The sequence below is a fragment of the Natrinema sp. HArc-T2 genome (assembly GCF_041821085.1).
Classification (GTDB): Archaea; Halobacteriota; Halobacteria; order Halobacteriales; family Natrialbaceae; genus Natrinema.
In genome coordinates this window covers 25,722-41,658 of sequence record NZ_JBGUAZ010000007.1, presented here as the reverse complement: position 1 = coordinate 41,658, position 15,937 = coordinate 25,722, and the positions used below count along the sequence as shown (strand labels likewise).

The following is a 15,937-nucleotide window of genomic DNA, read 5'->3' as shown; positions in this document are numbered from 1 at the left end:
CGGCGGGGCCAGTAGACTTTGAGCCAACGAATTCCGCATTCTGGCCGATCGAGTGAACGCGGGGTTGAGCCGGTGCTAAGTGACAGCTTGTTTGCGTTCTAACACAATGCCACCTCAAAAATTTGAAAGTCGGGAAAGGATCTAGGATTCGCGGTGGTACGCGAGATCTGGGTCGGTCCCTGTTGGGAGGTCGAACGCATCGCCCATCCCAAGATGATTACTCTTTGTCCGTCCACACGAGTCCTTGCACTCTTCTGTCGGACCCCACTCCATTAACCCGGTACGGGGGAAATGCCGTTGAACGCCGACGACGCGTTCAGTGACACCGAGGGCAAGTCCCTTTAGCCGGTACTCTATCATTCCGGCGACTGTCGCGTTCGCCCCGATGACTGACGGGGCGCGAGGTTGGTCGTCCGGGTCCACGCCACCCCGGACGTAGGCGCCGTCGCCTCGAACATCAGGCGGCCGCATGGCAGTCGATACGTCGTCCTGATTGTAGACGTACGCGCACTCCATGCAGACGTGACCCGGTCCAGTGACCATCACTTCCGATTTTGCGCTCTGGGATAGCGTCCCGCCGTCGTCCATCCGAAGAATGGTGCCACCCGTGATGACGGGGATGAGGTGTGCGTAGGCGAGGTCGTCGAGGACGGTCCGTGCCCATGCGTTATCTGCTGCGTTGATGATGATGTCGCAGTCAAGGAGGGCCGGAACTACAGCGTCCTCAGGGTTTTCTTCGATGATGCTCCCTTCAACGACGCGGACCTCGAAGTCGTCCGCGGTCGCGCTCTCCATGGCGAGTTCGCCTGCGACTTCAGCCTTCGAGCGTTCGAGTCGAGCGTCCGTTTCGGTCGCTCCTTGCGCCCGGTTCAAGTTCCCATACTCGATGTTGTCGAAGTCGGCAACGACCATCTCGCCAGCACCGAGACGGGCGATGTGTTCAGAGAGTATCGACCCGACACCGCCACAGCCGACGAGGCCGACTCGGAGGCCTGCAAGGATTCGCTGGCCTGGTTCGCCCCACAGTTGCTCCGTTGAGTTCTGCGTGGCGTATTGGGGTGTCCCTCCGGCACCTGCTGGCCCGTCAGGACGGGTATCAGTTGAATGTTTTTCGACGCGTGGACCAACGACTCGAACTGCACCAGCGCGCACGGGTTCGTCAGGCTCGTCCGGCCGGAACGAACGGACATGCCAGCGAAGCTGGTTAGCTTCCGGGAGGTAGGCTTCCTCGTCGGTCCGGTCGATTGTACCGCTACTTGCCGAGACGATGGCCTTCAGCATAGGGCTGTCATCGTGAAAGTGGCGGCGGTGGAGTCGGTAGTCACGTTCGGCCCCATCGATATCGGGTTGACTCGGTTCGACACCGACGCCCGGCCCGTGGGTGTGGAAGTACACGAGACCAGCTCGGTCGGATTCGAGCGCAGCCGCCTCATCGGTCGCTCGACTTCGGTAGGAGGTGTCGAACCAAAACCGTTTGTCGAACCCGGTTCCTTCCTCGTAGATATCGCACGGGTCGTCGTGGCCACGATCTCCGACCTCAAACTCTGGGTCGGGGATAACGAGTTCGCGGAGGACGAACGTGGTTCGGTTTCGGCCCGTACTCGGCACGATTATTCCGATGACCCCGCGTTCGCCAAGTTCAGCGTGGGGGTGCTCGGGGTGCGGGTATAGAATCTCGCGGAGTTCCCGGCACCGCTCACGAGTCATCGACAGGTGTACTTCATCAGCGCCGACCGTTGCATTCACCGTTTCACGGCCATGTAATGCGGCGAGTCGGTCGGGTTCTGGTTTCCGGGTTTTGCCCTCAGTGCCGGTCTTGTCGGAGATGGCTTCGCCACCCTCTTCGTTTGTGTAGTTACCCCCGAAGGAGGATGCGCCGTCACCTCCGTTCGCGGTTGAATCGTCACCACTCATGCGTTATGGCCCTCCTTTTCGGAGAGGCGGCGGCGGATGATGCCGATGCCTTTGGTCATGTCCGTGCCGTCGCTGACAGTCATACCCTTCCACTTGTAGGACCACCACGAGAGGTCACTGTTGGATACGCCGAGGGCGTCCGCCAGCGGTTGAGCATCGGGTCTCCCGCGATGCTGACGGCTCACTGGCTTGCCGTCCGTACGGTTCACGGGCGGGTGTGTGACGAACCCATAGGGTATCCCGGTTCCGAAGTTTACGGGGACGCTCATGTAAACGTCCGTCGTGTCCTCCTTCCAGAGGTCGGCATCGAGCTCGACTTCGTTGAGCACGATGTAGACTGTGTTCTGGTTCCGGCCGAACGCCACCGGACGGACCATCGGGTCTTCCAAGCGATTCTGGAGGTGGCGCAGTCCGTTTCGGAACTTGTCGTTGAACTTCTCGTGGTTCGCGGGAATATAGGGGTCCGGCCACTCGTCGTTCAGGGGTTGGTCCGCTTCCGTTCTGTCAGGGTTGTCGTTCACTGAGCTCACGAATTGCCCCCGCCACGGGCCATCACTCGGAAATGGCTCCGGTGCTTTTCGGTGAGGTCCACAGGGTCGTCAGGTCCCCACTCTTCAACGGTAGAGTTACCATTACGTGCTTCTAGGGTGAACTCGTCAGCGTCGGGTTCAACCAGTGAGATAATTTCGCGGGCTTTCACCGTGTCAGCGTTGAACTTCTCCTTTTCGCTGCCGATGTGGACGACGTGGATGCCTTCACCCTCGTCGCCGGGGTTATGGCCGTTGTCCGCGTTCTTGTTCTTCTGCGATTCATCGGTCGGATTTGAGTTATCGTCACTCATGTGTATCACTGCCAAGATGCCCTCCCGGCAGGGGGCGACACGGAGCCACGACTAGCACACCGTTTCTACCTCCGAAGGTAGTCATAGTCCGACCGCTTGACAGCCGGAAACACGGCGGGCATACTGCGACCGAACCCCGCTCGCGCGGGCATTGACTCCGGTCGTAGTTTTTCAACCCACCGACCGCCTTGTCCGAACCGTTAGGATCCGGGGTGGTTAGTGAGACGGCGAGGCGGGGGTCGTTACGGACCTGTCTGAATTTGGACCGATAGGATATTTAAATTTCCGTGATATAAATGAACGCGAATGATGTTACCAATACACACAGAGATAACTCTACCAGAGTGCGTCCGTAAAATTACTGATTGGCGAGAACAGCGTGAACTGCCTCGCCGTCTCACTAACCAAGCGAATACACAATAGTCCCACATATAAGCTTGCCGGTAAACAGGCAGTTAAGCCTCTCTCGCTGCAAATTTCTAATGTAACGCACGCGCGTACGCGAGGGCTACTCAGAGAACGTCCACCTAATTTGGCTAGAATAGACACTAATCGTTGATTTCTGTACGCTGAGTGCATCAGCCGCCTCACTCAGTGAGTGTGATTTCATCGCATACCAGTACGCCGCTTGTGCCTTCCGCCCGGCGGTGATAATCTCGTCCGGAGTACTGCCTTCAACAGGGTGGAAGGGGCCGAATTTGTCCCAGAGGCCGAGCAGGAGACGCGCACGCATTCCCTTATTGAATTCACGTGTCCATGGTTCCCCGCTCGAGTAGTGAAACGTGATATGGACCGGAATTCGGTCGAAGGTATCTAGTGAGACAGGTGGGTCAACCGTTGCAGTGGTCGTTATAGTAGTCCCTGCGGGGCTAGGGCCGATTTCCGTATCCGTTCCTCCGTACACTTGGCCGATATGTAACACTAATTGATAATATGGCTTTCGCTCCCGAGTTTACTACGGCCTACCTACGTGAGTACTTGGAACCCCATTGCATAACGGGGACTCGTCAGCAGAGATCAGCCGCTAAGATCTGTCATCCTCCAGTTTAGAAATCCGCATGAGCGAGTGTGCCTCGCAGAAATAGTGAACATGCTGACCGCCGCGATCGATATCCGTTCAGCCGTTTTCAGGTTGCACCATACCTCCGAACTTGTCGGCAAAGAATGAGCACACAGATGGCTACGTTCACAGCCACCAACCAGATGTACGCCCTACTATATCACACGAACCTCCCGAAACTCGTTGACGAGGGCATCGTCACGTTCGACAGCGAGGACAAGACTATCGCCCGGGCGGAACACGTCGAGCAGGCCATCGCAGTGCTTGCGGGCGCAGGCGGCGGTCTCGACTTCGAGTACCGTGGGTATCGTATCACCGTCTGCGGCGACGGCTGGGTTCAGGTCGCCGAACCAGCCGACCGATAACTGTCCTGTACTTACCGTTCGTCGGGTAAGCGCAGAGAGGGTATGTGAACCGTTCTGTAACATCCTCGAACGAACAGTACAGCAAGTACAGGGAGGCGTTGAGCACGTCCGATTCTTTGTTCGTCAACTCACTCCTCGCGATCACATAACCGCTCGGACAACCGATCCAACTTCTCCTGAACAGATTCACGGCGCTCTCGCGTTGCGTCCGGTCGGTACTCCATCGACACGACCTCACTATCCTCGAGCGTCACCGACAGCACGCCACCGTCCGTTCGGGCGGGCTCTGGGAGTCGATCAGCAGGGATATCCACTTGCTCGATCACCTGCTCGTCCTCCTCGAGCAAGATGACAGCAATCTCACCGTCTTCAATTCGATCGACAACACCAGTGTAGGTCCCATCCATCTCTCTCATCCCATAGCAGGAGCGACAGCTCCATCAATCCCACTGGCCACACTGCCTGCGACAAGCGGAGGGGGTGCCAGTGCATTCATCTCGTCGTCGGAATCAGGTGTCTCCGCGAGGATATCCGCTGGGTTCGTCGAGAACGACTCACTCGTCTCGACAGCGATCGACGTCCCATCAGTCCGCACTACGATATCGCCGTGGACCCCAGTCCAGTACGTTTCGATATCCCGATCGGCAAACCGTTCGAGTACCTCGTCACTCGGATGCCCGTACTGTGAGTCGTAGGCACTCGAGATGATGGCTGTCTCAGGAGCGATGGCATCTACGAAGGCTTCACTCGAGGAGGTCGATGAGCCGTGATGGCCGGCTTTGTAGATGGCGCTCTCGAGGTTGCTTCCCCACTCGTCGACCAGCCGCTGCTCGACGCCAGTATCGACATCGCCGGGCGCTAAATACTGGAAGTCGCCAAACTCGAACGCCAGCACCACACTGTTATCGTTAACGTCACTCCCAGCGTCCCCAACAGGCGGGTTCATCACCTGGGCAGAGATGTCGCCCTCAAGCGGTAGCTCATCGCCGCTTTCGACGATGAGCAGCTCGACGTCGTACTCGTCGACGGTATCGAGATAGTTCTCATAGGTCGCTGAATCCGATGGGACACCCGAATCGTACGCAGCCCCAACGCCCTCACCAGTCGTCTCGAAGTGCTCGATCACAGCGGCGTGGCCACCGATGTGATCGGCATCGGCATGCGTCGCGACCAGGTGGTCGATCCGATCGATCCCCTGGGCCTCGAGATAGGCGATGACCTCACTGCCGTCCTGTCGCCAGTCACCAGTATCGATCAGGATCGTCTCATTGGCTGGCGTGATGATGAGAGTCGAATCGCCTTGTCCAACGTCGATGTGGTGAATCTCGAGTTCGCCCTCGACAGCACTCTCGCCGTCTCCATCGCTCTCGTCACCAGTGCCGCCATCTACATCGCCGTCCGACTCAGACTCATCGAGATTGATATCGCCGTAAGCGTGCTCGAGCACGACTTGGCCATTGGCGTCGACGAACCGAACCACATCGCCATCGCCTCGCCAGATATTCACGTTGTACCCCCAGTACAGTTCGGTCTCCGTTGAGTCGCCTTCACCGGTCGTTATCTTCACAGTCTCCCCGGACTCGAGGATAAACTCACTTGGAAACGAAAACGGTGAGAGGCCGCCATCGACCTGCCCATCCTCTCGGTCTCGGAGTTCAAACCCGGACAAATCAACGGGCTCATCGGCGGTGTTCTGGAGGACAATGTACTCCTCATCGGGTGATACGTCCGCAACGTTCAACTCGACGACTTCGATAGCATCCCCAACCGACTGCGAGTCGCCGATCGCGTCCTCGGCTCCTTCGGTGCCGCCCGCACATCCTGCAAGAACGACGAGGAGCGTCACGAAGACTACGAGGATCGCTCGGTCCATACCTGTTCATGTCAAAGGAGCTGTTTGAGTGTTCCGTCCAGTAGAATAGTACCGTCAACGCCCGACTGGAAGCCACGTTACCGAACGAAGCGTCCGTGATTTCGGTAGAACATCCCACTCTTTTTATCCAAAGCCGCGGCCAACGACAGCGATGCTCTCCAATCGACAGGAGGACCTCCTGATTGCGGTCGCTTTGGCAGAGTTCAGCTACGAGACCGAAGATGTCGATCCCGACCTTGCCAACCATGCGTGGCAACTGGCTGCGGACCGACTCGTCGCGTGGGATGTCACCCCGGCTGAGGCCGTCAGAGCACTCAATATTGGAAACCACTGATACTGAACGACAGTAGTATCGTGTTTTCTACCTTCTGCAATTTATGGTGGGAAGATACTAATCACTCCTTCCCTGTACTTGTCATGAGTTTCGTGAGCAGTTCAGAATAAGTCGTGAAAATCACAGAGGATACTGAAGAAATGATACGGACACCCGACCTCATCCACCCAGGAAACTATTCCTCGAAGTAAGAATTATATCGGTAGCCGCGCAAGATCGAGTATGTCCAATACAGAGTCTCCAGACGGCCCCCCATCCTTTGAGGATGCGTTTCGTGACGATGATGTCGAACAACGCATCTACGGGACAATCCTTCAGACCCGCGAACCTGCAACGGCGAGCGCTATCGCAGAGCAGGCCGAATGCGACCCGAAGACAGCTCGAAAATATCTGGGCTGGTTCAGCGACCTCGGAATCGTCACGCACCACGATGGCCATCCGACGACCTACGAGCGCAATGATGCATACTTCCAGTGGCGGCGCATCAATCAGCTCGCTGCCGAGCACACCATCGACGAACTCCAAGAGCACGTCCGCACGCTCACGACACGGATTACAGATTACGAAGAAACGTACGATGCCACAACGCCGGCAGCCGTCGACGCTGTCGATGCTGCAGAGACAAGCGACGAACGGACGATCGACGATGTGTATAGCGACCTTGCCGACTGGGCGACCGCTCGAGATGAGCGCAAGCGCTACGAACGTGCTCGTCAGCAACGTGCTGGCGCTGAGACCGACCAAGCATCTGGGTAATCTCATCGATGACGCCGCCTGCAGGAGATGGACGTAGCCCCGCGCCTATCGACCGCCCAGTGCTCGAGTTTCTTCAGGCACGCCTCCAAGCCACGGCACAGGTCGCTCGAGCGACGATCACGGATTCGAGTGGACATCTTGAACTCTATGTAACACTCGCACCATCGTACTATCCTGAAACCGTGGAAGAGGCGAGTCTCACTGTTCGCTGGTACACGAACGACGACTTCAAAATCCATTACCGAGAGGTGCATCCAGACCACGCCTGGGAGTGCCGGTGGGACCGGCATCCGAACCCTCACAATACGCGAGACCACTTTCATCCTCCGCCCACTGCCCCGACACCCGGTGAGGACAGTTCGTGGCCAAGCGATCATCGGGATGTACTGCGGGTCGTCCTTGACAAGATCGAAGAACGAATTACCAGGTTGTGGGACGAGTAAGCCATCAGTGATGGCAGTTTTTCTGCGCCAAAGTGGATTCATCCGCTTCCAACGTTGGCATCTCGTACGTGATCACCGGCCGGGACGGTCCTCAGGGCCTCTCGATCAAAGGTGAACTCGAGGAGTACTACGAGAACGAGATCCACCCTGGGCGGCTTTATCCGAATCGTGATACGGTCATCGACAAAGGGCTCGTCTACAAAGGCGAGGCCGACAAGCGAACGAACCACTACACGATCACAGTGCGTGGTCAACGCGAACTCGAGGACCGTCGGGAGTGAGAAGATCAGTATGTGGTGAGGGACTCTCAGATTTGGAGTGAGACGGCCCTGACCACTGAGCGTGCGCGCTGGATCTGATCTCTCGAGCGTTCCATCATGACCACAGTCTCAGGATGGCGTGAATGGAACGAGAATCAGCTAGTGGTATAAAGAATCGACTAGTTGGATTACCTTACATCTACGTACGTGTGGAATAACAAATATCATCTCGCCTGAATGGCTGGGCCATGGACGACCTCACAGGATTCCAACGAGACCTGCTGTACGTGATCGCGGGCGCTGACCAGCCATCTGGACAGGATGTCAAAGACGAGATCGAGCAGTACTATGGTTCAGAGATCAATCACGGGCGGTTGTATCCCAATCTCGATACGGTTGTGAATAAGGACCTTGTCGAAAAAGGACAGCTCGACAGACGCACAAACTACTACGCGATTACAGACGAGGGAGAACAAGCGATTGAGGATCGCCGTGAGTGGAAATCCCAGTACATCGATTAAATGGAGATCAGAAGTGGTCTGAATTCTTGCTTTGTTCTCTTGAGTCGGTAAGTACAGAACATAGAATTATCATGCAGTGAGACACAGGTCCCTACTATGACAGAGGGAAAAGAGCCGAATGAAGGCATGCTCCCCTGCATGGTATGTGGGGAACCACTGAACTACCTCAATACGCCCGATATGGAGACTCACACCCCCGAGAAGCCTCAGAACGTATCTGAGTACCGAGATTGGGTAGCAGAACACTCTGGTCTTGATCGAGATCATCCAGCAGTTGATTCAAACCAGTTACTCAAACCCCAACTCTGGCGGAAAAACAACCACCTCTTCGAAGGCTGGCGGGATTGGGAATAAGAGATCCGAAAAAGCGAGAGGTTTGCAACTGTAGTGTGTGGAGGAGTCACTGAACCAGCTGTGATGGAGTAGATCTCACTGAGCGGCTTGCAATCACCGCTTTCGATAATAGGTGAAAGCCCCTGGCACGCTCGAGTCCCGCGCCTCGCTGCGCTCCTCACAGGTTGCGGTGCTTGCGTCGGTGGGGTTCCTCGAGCGCGCCAGCCCCTTTTGATCCCACCCACGTGGATTGATCGGGCTGCTGTTGCGTTGGTTGCCCGCTCTTAGTATTCGGCCCGCCCCGCTCGCCGCGTGCCGCCCTCCGCGTCGCTCGCGACCGACCATTCCGGGCTGCGGTTCGCTCCTGACGTCGCTCACCGTTCCGGGCTACAGTGAATCTGGTCTCGACGCCAGCATTAAGCGCGTTTTCGGTTGCGCCCCTCGCGGGCTTTCGCGTTCCAGCGCTTGGTGCCGCCTGCGCTGTCGCGCGCCACACCGCGGCGCGCGTTCTCGTCGACAGTCGCGCTGGACACGGATCCGCAGTCCGGGCCGGACACGAGAAACGGCTTAAAGCTGGCCGCTCGCTCCGGGCGGGTCGCCGAGGCGCTCACACCGTTCGCGCCTCGAGCCCTGCCTCGCTTCGCTCGGCAGGACGCCGCGCGGTGCTGGTTGGAACACCGCATTCAGGCGCGCTCTCGCTCGCGCCCAGATGGGCGCTCGCGAAGGCGCGAGCGCGAGCGCGCAGATGGATCTAGTCGTCGGTGTCGTCGGAAAACCGCGATGTAGTGGCATCGCGGTGGCAGGCGCGTGAGCGCCTTCAGAGTATACTGCAATGTCTAGTAACAACTCGAGTAGCAAGGTCGTTACGGTCGATGAACAGGCATTCAAACAGGCGGATGAGCAGGCAGTCGATGAAGACGGCTTCCCGGTCGTCGACGAGACGCCGGAATTCGAGGCAACAGTCAAGCAAGGGGTCCAAGCAAAGGTGGATGCGAACCACCCAGACGGCATCGTCGATACGAGCGATGAGCGGATTCACGGCGCGACCCTCGAGCAGGAAGAGCGGATTCGAGCACGAGAGGACGAACTCGAACGAATCAGTGCCCAGGCCGAGATAGGAACACAAGAAGGTCGAGAGAAGCGGACACGAACGATCGCTGCGAACCAGAACAAAGCGCGGCGTCTCGAGTTCCAAAAACGGGCGGCAAGCGTGGACCCAATGGCGGACCCGGAGCGGGCGGATCCCCGGACAGAACTCACCCAGGAGCAGTTGGCGGCCGTGAACAAGCAGTCGATGCGACTCGCGAAGCAGTTGGATAGCTGGTCTCGAGCGGCGATCAGCCGTCGGTTGAGTGAAGCCGTCGTCGGTGGCCAAGACCTGACAAGTGCGGTCGTCAACGTGTTCGAGGAACTGCAGACGGCGCCCGGACACGTCATCCCCATTGGAAAACTCGAGGAGGTTTCTCGAAAAGAGGTGAGCATCGAAGGGCGTGTCGAAACCCTGTGGGATCCCTCGCATCCAAGCATCGCACAGGTCGGGCTCATCGCAGATGACAGTGGACAGACACGCGTGACGATCTGGAAGTCATCAGACGCGCCGTGGATTGAGGAAGGTGAGCAAGTGCGCATTCACAAGGCTGCCCGAAACTGGCACGAAGGCCGTGTTTCACTGGCCGTGACCGGGTGGTCGACGATCCACTTCCCCGAGCGCGGCCGCTGGTGGGAATAGCCGGGGTGAAGCCCCTTTTTTGCTGGTGTGAACGCAGTCACCGCCACCCCCCACCACCTCCACGGTCCGGGCTGCTTACGGCCAATGGCCGTTGCGCTGCCGGGCTTTCGCCACAGCATCAATCTGCTCCACACTTTGCCATCACCTAGTAGTTAGTAACACGACTTCTCTATCAGAAATATGACTGAAACTGAGTCGAGCAATTCGGTAACTACATCTGCGTATTGACCGAAAGGTCTCTCCTCGATTAGGTCTGCGAGTGAGTCCGCTTCGAAACAATAAAATATACCAGCCCAGAGGGCACTGCAAGTAGGCCAATAGTAAACCAGACACCCTCATCGGACAAAATTGAGAATAGCGGACGAGATGGCTGCATTATTGCTATCCCCACGATACTGCCACTAACAAACATCAGTAGAAAAAACGCTGTGCCAAGAACAGGCCGTTTCCGTAGATACTCGTTCACTCTATTGGTCATGTTTATAGTCATATGTGTGTTGTTTGCGTAGTAAAACGTTATGCCGTACTGAGCGCTAACTCTTCGCGCTGTACTTACCGCCGGTTCACGGTTTCCTGTCCGACTCTCTCCGAGTTCTCGGACACAACCCCGCGGTAACTACATGTGCGAATAAAATATTGCCACAGAAAACATATATAGATCGGTTACAGTAAATGATTGGAAGATGATGAAGAGGACTACTATTGTCACCCCACTTGATATCGTCACCTTTCTCGCAACTACCGTTTTGATCTGGGGGATAGAGTCTGTACGCACAGTCCCGCTACATCTTACGGGGTTTACTCTGGACCTCATTTTCTCTGTTTTCTCATTTCGATTCTCTTCCAGTGGGGCTGCTATGTTACTCTTCATCGTTGTGGGGATCATCTACAGTGCTCTCCTTTCGGCAGTTGTGGTGTTTCTCTTCCGAAAAACCAGAAAGTCATTCATGTAGTATCTGATCAAATTTCTGTACTGAACAATACATACTGCACTGAACGGTAGGTACTTCGCCTGTACTTACCGCGAGTTTCGCAAGGAATCCTGAATAAAGGAACCATGCTACGGTCTACTTCGAGATAGGTTTCTCCACCCCACGAGCAGGTGAGGGGCAGTCGGAGTTACTCATTGCCCCTCGTGAACACCATGACTCTCAGAGAGATCTACCAGACAACGTTCGACGAAGACATCCAACCCGACTCAAGAACCAGTCCATGTCCCAAGTGCAATGGCCGAGTCACCACCAACGCAGTCGAAACTCGTTGTGAGGACTGTGGACACCTTATTGAACCGCAACAATACCAGACCCAGAAAAGAGTCAATCCTACTTAAATAGAATGCTATTGAGAAAAACTACACAAGTATTGGAACAAGATATTTACTGGAGCAACAACATAGATTTGGATAATGCCAGAATGTGATGGCTGTGGATCTCATGTCACAGAGAACTACTACCGGGTTTTCGCCGTTGATGGAGATCTGCCAGCGTGTATCCATTGTGCCAGCAACCGTGAAGCCCGAGAAGCAGGACTCCGCCAGCAATAGCGTCTCAGTAATCTCATTTTCAGATCGTCTCTATCGAACTGGACCTGATCAAGACGTGAGACCATACAACCCACTACCCAATCAATGACTGATCGCGATTCTGACTTTGAAGAGCTTCGTCCGACCGGCGAAGCGTCGCATATTCCAGATGAGACACTCAGCAGGGATGATGACCGCGAACCTGATCGACAGCGAATTGCGACGGCGACGACTGGATATCCGGACACTCCAACGGAAACGGATACCGAGTGTCGCTCCTGTGGCTCACCGATTCCTGCTGATCAGACCAAATGCTTGTTCTGTCTCACCAACCATCTCGAGGACTCCTCTTCTGAGACAGACGCACCAGCAACAGAGTGGACACTGCTTGGCGTCGTTCACATGCTTGTCGAGTCGTCTACGTTCTACGGTGCCGTCGCGAAAGGCGCGGCCGCCGCGACACTCCTTGCCTCGAATGCGACCGAACAGGCTGTCGACGACTGCACAATCATCTACGATCTCGAGGACGAGCCCGCAGCCCAATTAACCGATCGGTGGCCCGTGCTTCCTGCTGCAACACAGATTACGTCCACTGGCGGTGAGCAACTTCTCGCGGCTGCCCGCGATCGAACAGCGTGGACTGACCAATCAGCGGTGGAGAGCGACTGTGAACCAACAACCTATCTCTACGACGAGGGTGGGTCCGGAATTCGCGATGAGCAGCGACTTGCGACGCTGCTCGACAACGCCGGTGATGATGCGTGGCTAGTTCCTGCGATTGCCCTCCAGCAGGCACCTCAAGAACGTGAACCTGAGCATCAGGATAGTGGCATTCCAACCAAACAACACCTCGAGTGTCACCAGTGCGGACGCACAACCGAGCATCGATTCAGCGAGCATGAATCAGTTCCCGACGAAACCTGGACCGGCCACGCAATCTGGGAGTGCCAGGTCTGCGGGACGCCGTGCTATGGGCCGAGTCCAGAGTGAATGAGATGTGGAACATGATCGCTTAGCAGTAGATAGTAGCACTGTTTCTTTATTCAGAGTGAGGCGTGAAAATCGCGGTAAGTACAGGGTGTGTCTTGTTTGCAGAGAGACGCGACAAAGGGCGGCACAATAGCATATTCTGTAAGGAAAATTATTATAATCTTACAACACCAATCATTGATTGAAATACTATGCCTGAAGCTGGTTCTCCTCTACAGCCCGGAATGACCCAATGGAAGTACGCTCTCATCGGTGGGTTGTGCTCTCTTCCATTCACCACCTTCAGTTACTGGCAAACAGGATCCGAACTCTCGCTTGGAGCGGTGTTTTTCGGTGGTATTCTTGCCGGCTATCTGATCGGGCGTGTGAACGGTGAAATTAGCGGAGTTGGGGTTCGGGTCGGGATTGTTGGCGGACTTCCAGTATTCTGGGTTGTTTTCGATCTTCTTACAACCACATTCCACTTAGCCGGCCCAGTATGGTTTGTGGCGAGCGCGATCGGTGCCACGATTGTGTTTGCAGTCCTTGGATTCGGAATTTCAGCGCTCACCGGTGAAGTGGGAGTACGGGTTGGGCGTTGGCTGGCTGGTAACCAATATGACTAATCGACTACTGTGGGAGATGGTTGAGACGGCGGGGTTCAAGAAACACCGTCCGATGACATCGGTCAAGAGATAGTTGGGGTGCAGGAATTCACTACATGCTATCAGATCATATTTATCTGCGCCGCGATCGGCTGAGGCGCATCCAATGGATCCACGCAACACACCAGGATACAGACTGCATCGTGCACTCAGCCAACTCAACGATCTCGAGAGAGATCAGCTGACTGACGCAGACAGAGAACGAATCGAGACAGCAACGGCGCTCTTGGAGGAAGTGAGTCTTCTCACTCGACCAGAGCGTGGTGGACCTACTGATATCCACAGTAAATCCTAACCGAGCGGGTCATAGAATCGGTCACGGACCCATTTGACGCTGTAGTGAACAGTCAGTGAAGGTAGATCATGACCGATCGGTAGCCAATCTTTGTTAGTCGTATAGGCTCCGGAAGTGCCAGCCAGAAGCGGCGACTAATCCACTACCGATCAGAAAGAGGATGGCTCTGGCTATGGCGAGGCCACCATCTGCGGTCCAGTGGCTACCTACTCCTTCGTATTTTTTGTGCATATAGTAGTCTCCCTCATATTCGAGAACCTCGTGCCGTTCGAACGGCTCAATCACCTCGCCGTAGACTGTGACCGATCCAGTTTCGATGGCTTTCTGAGTCTCTTCTGGTTGTTCACCTGCAGGGACAGCGAGCTGTTCAACTGCCGTCATCGCACTCACCTCCTCAAGTGTAAGTATAGTCGTATTGTTTTCAGCACTTTGTTTGGGAATATAGGTTCCATTTGCAGTCCTAACAACGGAGTACCACGGTGGATCATCATTATATACGGGAACAGTAGATTCTACAGAATCCTCTTCAAGGATCTGTTCCTCTAATACACATGGTCTGTTACCAGGACAGTCCAAGACCTTCTCCGAGAGGCCGAACGCTTGATTCGCCATTGACTTGTTTTCAATCTGTTCAACATGATATGTTCGCTTAGCCCCACCACCATCTGGATGGAGATAAAATGGATTGAAGATTAATCCAATACCTATAAGGAAAACACTAAAAATTGTTATAACATACAATCCACGTATATAATCCATGAGAAGAATGTCAAAGCGACTTAATATAACTCTTGATGTTCAGTACTCACATCTACTCACCAGCTGATTCAGTCAAAAGGTGTTGAAACAAATCACTTGTAAGTCATTTTATGATGGTATACTAACTGGTACTCAAACTCGAGTTGAGGATCCAAGTTTCCGAAGGCACTCGCGGTCATTTCGAAGCTATCGACGAGTCGAGCGGCCTGACGACCACTGTCAATGCCACTACCGATCCGGATCGCTCTACTCCATGAGACAGACGCGTTGCACCGTGATTTTGTGCGCCGATAATGGCTGCCGGCGCACTGAGTAAGGACAGACGAGTACTGACCAGAGCGTCGGCACAGTGAGGTATCCCAGATGCATATGATCATTTATTCGTTGGTAGAGGCATCGACAGCAGACGAGGCACTGTCAACCGGAAAGACCGTGTTCGATCGACTGGTTGGCGCGGAGCCGCATTCCTGTGCGGTGTTCGACTACTACGTCACTTTCGACCAAGAGGAGACGACAGTGGCTGGAAAAGCACGGCGGGGCGACCTGCCGACGGCTGCGCCCGTTACGTCCGACGAAGGTGAAGAACTCCTCGAGCGGGCCTGGGAGACCACGACGGAAACGTTCCAACGAAATCTGAATCGGGTGAAGCAAGCACTCGAGGAACACAGCGACGGCGAGATCATGCGCGACGAAGGCCTCGCTCGGCACGCTTTCCAGCAGGTCGGTGCCTCCCGTGGCCCGTCGATCTGTCTGTATGATCAGCACGCGACTGGGATCCGCCATCGCAGACACCTCGATCGCCTCCTCGAGGACACTGACGAGCGCGAGACGTGCTGGATCGTGCCGGCAGACGTCCATTTCTGAGTACTCATGCCCCGAATCACCAACTGGACACGAGAGAGTCGAACACCCACGCTGGCATATCGAAACACGGAGACTGGAGCGCGAGCAGTCCTGCATCGTGCCCCGGACTCCTACGCGTACAAGTGGCGGGCAGCGATCCTCGTCGACGGCTATCCAGTGTGGTCGCACGGCTTCGAGACAAAAGAAGCGACCAGCGTTCGGGATGAACTCCGGAACCGCCCAGCCCCTGAACTCGCTTGTCCTGAGTGTCCAAACAACGACGTCATCGTCGGCCAGAAATCTGCCACTGGTGCGAAGGTCAAACGATGGTTCGACTGTCCAGACTGTGGCTACGAAGCCCCCTCGAAAATCGTCTACGGTGCAGAACGCTAACAGCAGGTGGGAGCGAGAGCGCAAGCTAATCGCTCAGAATCGAGTTCGTCACTGACTGCAGC

The 15,937-nt window shown here is 55.7% G+C and carries 19 protein-coding genes; 13 read left to right on the top strand and 6 right to left on the bottom strand.

Annotated features, from left to right (window positions below; genetic code table 11):
- Positions 1-141: 141 nt before the first annotated feature.
- The 3 genes from ACERI1_RS15820 to ACERI1_RS15810 are packed head-to-tail and all read right to left on the bottom strand — an operon-like array spanning position 142 to position 2,755.
- The gene (locus ACERI1_RS15820; protein ID WP_373619427.1) at positions 142-1,914 is read right to left on the bottom strand and encodes a ThiF family adenylyltransferase; all 1,773 of its coding nucleotides are present in this window, start codon (positions 1,912-1,914) and stop codon (positions 142-144) included.
- Complete coding sequence (locus tag ACERI1_RS15815; RefSeq protein WP_373619426.1) at positions 1,911-2,435, bottom strand: hypothetical protein; 525 nt, start codon at positions 2,433-2,435, stop codon at positions 1,911-1,913. Before ACERI1_RS15815 ends, ACERI1_RS15820 begins: the two co-directional genes overlap by 4 nt.
- 5 nt (positions 2,436-2,440) lie before the next feature.
- Positions 2,441-2,755 (bottom strand): hypothetical protein, encoded by a 315-nt coding sequence (locus tag ACERI1_RS15810; RefSeq protein WP_373619425.1) that lies wholly within the window; start codon positions 2,753-2,755, stop codon positions 2,441-2,443.
- Between the two features lie 1,176 nt (positions 2,756-3,931).
- Here ACERI1_RS15810 and ACERI1_RS15805 point away from each other — a divergent pair.
- On the top strand, positions 3,932-4,180 hold the full coding sequence (locus ACERI1_RS15805; RefSeq protein ID WP_373619424.1) for a hypothetical protein: 249 nt from the start codon (positions 3,932-3,934) through the stop codon (positions 4,178-4,180).
- 128 nt (positions 4,181-4,308) lie between these two features.
- On the opposite strand, the gene ACERI1_RS15800 is transcribed toward ACERI1_RS15805, so the two are convergent.
- Both ACERI1_RS15800 and ACERI1_RS15795 read right to left on the bottom strand, forming a co-directional pair.
- A complete protein-coding gene (locus tag ACERI1_RS15800; RefSeq protein WP_373619423.1) occupies positions 4,309-4,587 on the bottom strand; it encodes a DUF3006 domain-containing protein in 279 nt (92 codons plus the stop codon).
- A 5-nt stretch (positions 4,588-4,592) separates the two neighbouring features.
- Positions 4,593-6,053 carry an MBL fold metallo-hydrolase gene (locus tag ACERI1_RS15795; RefSeq protein WP_373619422.1) on the bottom strand — a complete coding sequence of 487 codons (1,461 nt, stop codon included), beginning with the start codon at positions 6,051-6,053 and terminating at the stop codon, positions 4,593-4,595.
- Positions 6,054-6,204: 151 nt separating this feature from the next.
- On the opposite strand from ACERI1_RS15795, the gene ACERI1_RS15790 reads away from it, so the two are divergent.
- The 10 genes from ACERI1_RS15790 to ACERI1_RS15745 all read left to right on the top strand — a co-directional run bounded on the left by ACERI1_RS15790 (position 6,205) and on the right by ACERI1_RS15745 (position 13,880).
- The gene (locus ACERI1_RS15790; RefSeq protein WP_373619421.1) at positions 6,205-6,387 is read left to right on the top strand and encodes a hypothetical protein; all 183 of its coding nucleotides are present in this window, start codon (positions 6,205-6,207) and stop codon (positions 6,385-6,387) included.
- A 222-nt stretch (positions 6,388-6,609) separates the two neighbouring features.
- The gene (locus tag ACERI1_RS15785) at positions 6,610-7,143 is read left to right on the top strand and encodes a sugar-specific transcriptional regulator TrmB (protein ID WP_373619420.1); all 534 of its coding nucleotides are present in this window, start codon (positions 6,610-6,612) and stop codon (positions 7,141-7,143) included.
- Between the two features lie 8 nt (positions 7,144-7,151).
- Positions 7,152-7,586, top strand: a complete 435-nt coding sequence (locus tag ACERI1_RS15780) for a hypothetical protein (protein ID WP_373619419.1) — start codon at positions 7,152-7,154, stop codon at positions 7,584-7,586.
- Between the two features lie 32 nt (positions 7,587-7,618).
- Entirely contained in the window at positions 7,619-7,867 is a 249-nt protein-coding gene (locus ACERI1_RS15775; protein ID WP_373619418.1) for a helix-turn-helix transcriptional regulator, read from the top strand.
- Positions 7,868-8,094: 227 nt separating this feature from the next.
- The gene (locus tag ACERI1_RS15770; protein ID WP_373619417.1) at positions 8,095-8,367 is read left to right on the top strand and encodes a PadR family transcriptional regulator; all 273 of its coding nucleotides are present in this window, start codon (positions 8,095-8,097) and stop codon (positions 8,365-8,367) included.
- A gap of 96 nt (positions 8,368-8,463) precedes the next feature.
- Positions 8,464-8,721 carry a hypothetical protein gene (locus ACERI1_RS15765; protein WP_373619416.1) on the top strand — a complete coding sequence of 86 codons (258 nt, stop codon included), beginning with the start codon at positions 8,464-8,466 and terminating at the stop codon, positions 8,719-8,721.
- A gap of 811 nt (positions 8,722-9,532) precedes the next feature.
- Positions 9,533-10,429, top strand: a complete 897-nt coding sequence (locus ACERI1_RS15760) for a DNA-binding protein (protein ID WP_373619415.1) — start codon at positions 9,533-9,535, stop codon at positions 10,427-10,429.
- A 1,627-nt stretch (positions 10,430-12,056) separates the two neighbouring features.
- Positions 12,057-12,941 carry a hypothetical protein gene (locus tag ACERI1_RS15755; RefSeq protein WP_373619414.1) on the top strand — a complete coding sequence of 295 codons (885 nt, stop codon included), beginning with the start codon at positions 12,057-12,059 and terminating at the stop codon, positions 12,939-12,941.
- 191 nt (positions 12,942-13,132) lie between these two features.
- Positions 13,133-13,546, top strand: a complete 414-nt coding sequence (locus ACERI1_RS15750; protein ID WP_373619413.1) for a DUF5518 domain-containing protein — start codon at positions 13,133-13,135, stop codon at positions 13,544-13,546.
- Between the two features lie 145 nt (positions 13,547-13,691).
- Complete coding sequence (locus ACERI1_RS15745) at positions 13,692-13,880, top strand: hypothetical protein (protein ID WP_373619412.1); 189 nt, start codon at positions 13,692-13,694, stop codon at positions 13,878-13,880.
- A gap of 93 nt (positions 13,881-13,973) precedes the next feature.
- Here ACERI1_RS15745 and ACERI1_RS15740 read toward each other — a convergent pair whose 3' ends face one another.
- Positions 13,974-14,639 (bottom strand): hypothetical protein, encoded by a 666-nt coding sequence (locus ACERI1_RS15740; protein WP_373619411.1) that lies wholly within the window; start codon positions 14,637-14,639, stop codon positions 13,974-13,976.
- Between the two features lie 363 nt (positions 14,640-15,002).
- On the opposite strand from ACERI1_RS15740, the gene ACERI1_RS15735 reads away from it, so the two are divergent.
- Positions 15,003-15,503, top strand: a complete 501-nt coding sequence (locus tag ACERI1_RS15735) for a hypothetical protein (RefSeq protein ID WP_373619410.1) — start codon at positions 15,003-15,005, stop codon at positions 15,501-15,503.
- A gap of 6 nt (positions 15,504-15,509) precedes the next feature.
- Positions 15,510-15,875: a hypothetical protein gene (locus ACERI1_RS15730; protein WP_130501954.1), complete on the top strand. Its 366-nt coding sequence runs from the start codon at positions 15,510-15,512 to the stop codon at positions 15,873-15,875.
- Positions 15,876-15,937 lie beyond the last annotated feature (62 nt).

Coding starts and splice junctions, on each gene's coding strand:
- ACERI1_RS15800 (WP_373619423.1), bottom strand. CDS start 4,587: ATGGATGGGACCTACACTGGTGTTGTCGATCGAATTGAAGACGGTGAG.
- ACERI1_RS15745 (WP_373619412.1), top strand. CDS start 13,692: ATGGATCCACGCAACACACCAGGATACAGACTGCATCGTGCACTCAGC.
- ACERI1_RS15785 (WP_373619420.1), top strand. CDS start 6,610: ATGTCCAATACAGAGTCTCCAGACGGCCCCCCATCCTTTGAGGATGCG.
- ACERI1_RS15770 (WP_373619417.1), top strand. CDS start 8,095: ATGGACGACCTCACAGGATTCCAACGAGACCTGCTGTACGTGATCGCG.
- ACERI1_RS15805 (WP_373619424.1), top strand. CDS start 3,932: ATGGCTACGTTCACAGCCACCAACCAGATGTACGCCCTACTATATCAC.
- ACERI1_RS15810 (WP_373619425.1), bottom strand. CDS start 2,755: ATGAGTGACGATAACTCAAATCCGACCGATGAATCGCAGAAGAACAAG.
- ACERI1_RS15820 (WP_373619427.1), bottom strand. CDS start 1,914: ATGAGTGGTGACGATTCAACCGCGAACGGAGGTGACGGCGCATCCTCC.
- ACERI1_RS15755 (WP_373619414.1), top strand. CDS start 12,057: ATGACTGATCGCGATTCTGACTTTGAAGAGCTTCGTCCGACCGGCGAA.
- ACERI1_RS15740 (WP_373619411.1), bottom strand. CDS start 14,639: ATGGATTATATACGTGGATTGTATGTTATAACAATTTTTAGTGTTTTC.
- ACERI1_RS15780 (WP_373619419.1), top strand. CDS start 7,152: ATGACGCCGCCTGCAGGAGATGGACGTAGCCCCGCGCCTATCGACCGC.
- ACERI1_RS15795 (WP_373619422.1), bottom strand. CDS start 6,053: ATGGACCGAGCGATCCTCGTAGTCTTCGTGACGCTCCTCGTCGTTCTT.
- ACERI1_RS15760 (WP_373619415.1), top strand. CDS start 9,533: ATGTCTAGTAACAACTCGAGTAGCAAGGTCGTTACGGTCGATGAACAG.
- ACERI1_RS15735 (WP_373619410.1), top strand. CDS start 15,003: ATGCATATGATCATTTATTCGTTGGTAGAGGCATCGACAGCAGACGAG.
- ACERI1_RS15765 (WP_373619416.1), top strand. CDS start 8,464: ATGACAGAGGGAAAAGAGCCGAATGAAGGCATGCTCCCCTGCATGGTA.
- ACERI1_RS15730 (WP_130501954.1), top strand. CDS start 15,510: ATGCCCCGAATCACCAACTGGACACGAGAGAGTCGAACACCCACGCTG.
- ACERI1_RS15790 (WP_373619421.1), top strand. CDS start 6,205: ATGCTCTCCAATCGACAGGAGGACCTCCTGATTGCGGTCGCTTTGGCA.
- ACERI1_RS15750 (WP_373619413.1), top strand. CDS start 13,133: ATGCCTGAAGCTGGTTCTCCTCTACAGCCCGGAATGACCCAATGGAAG.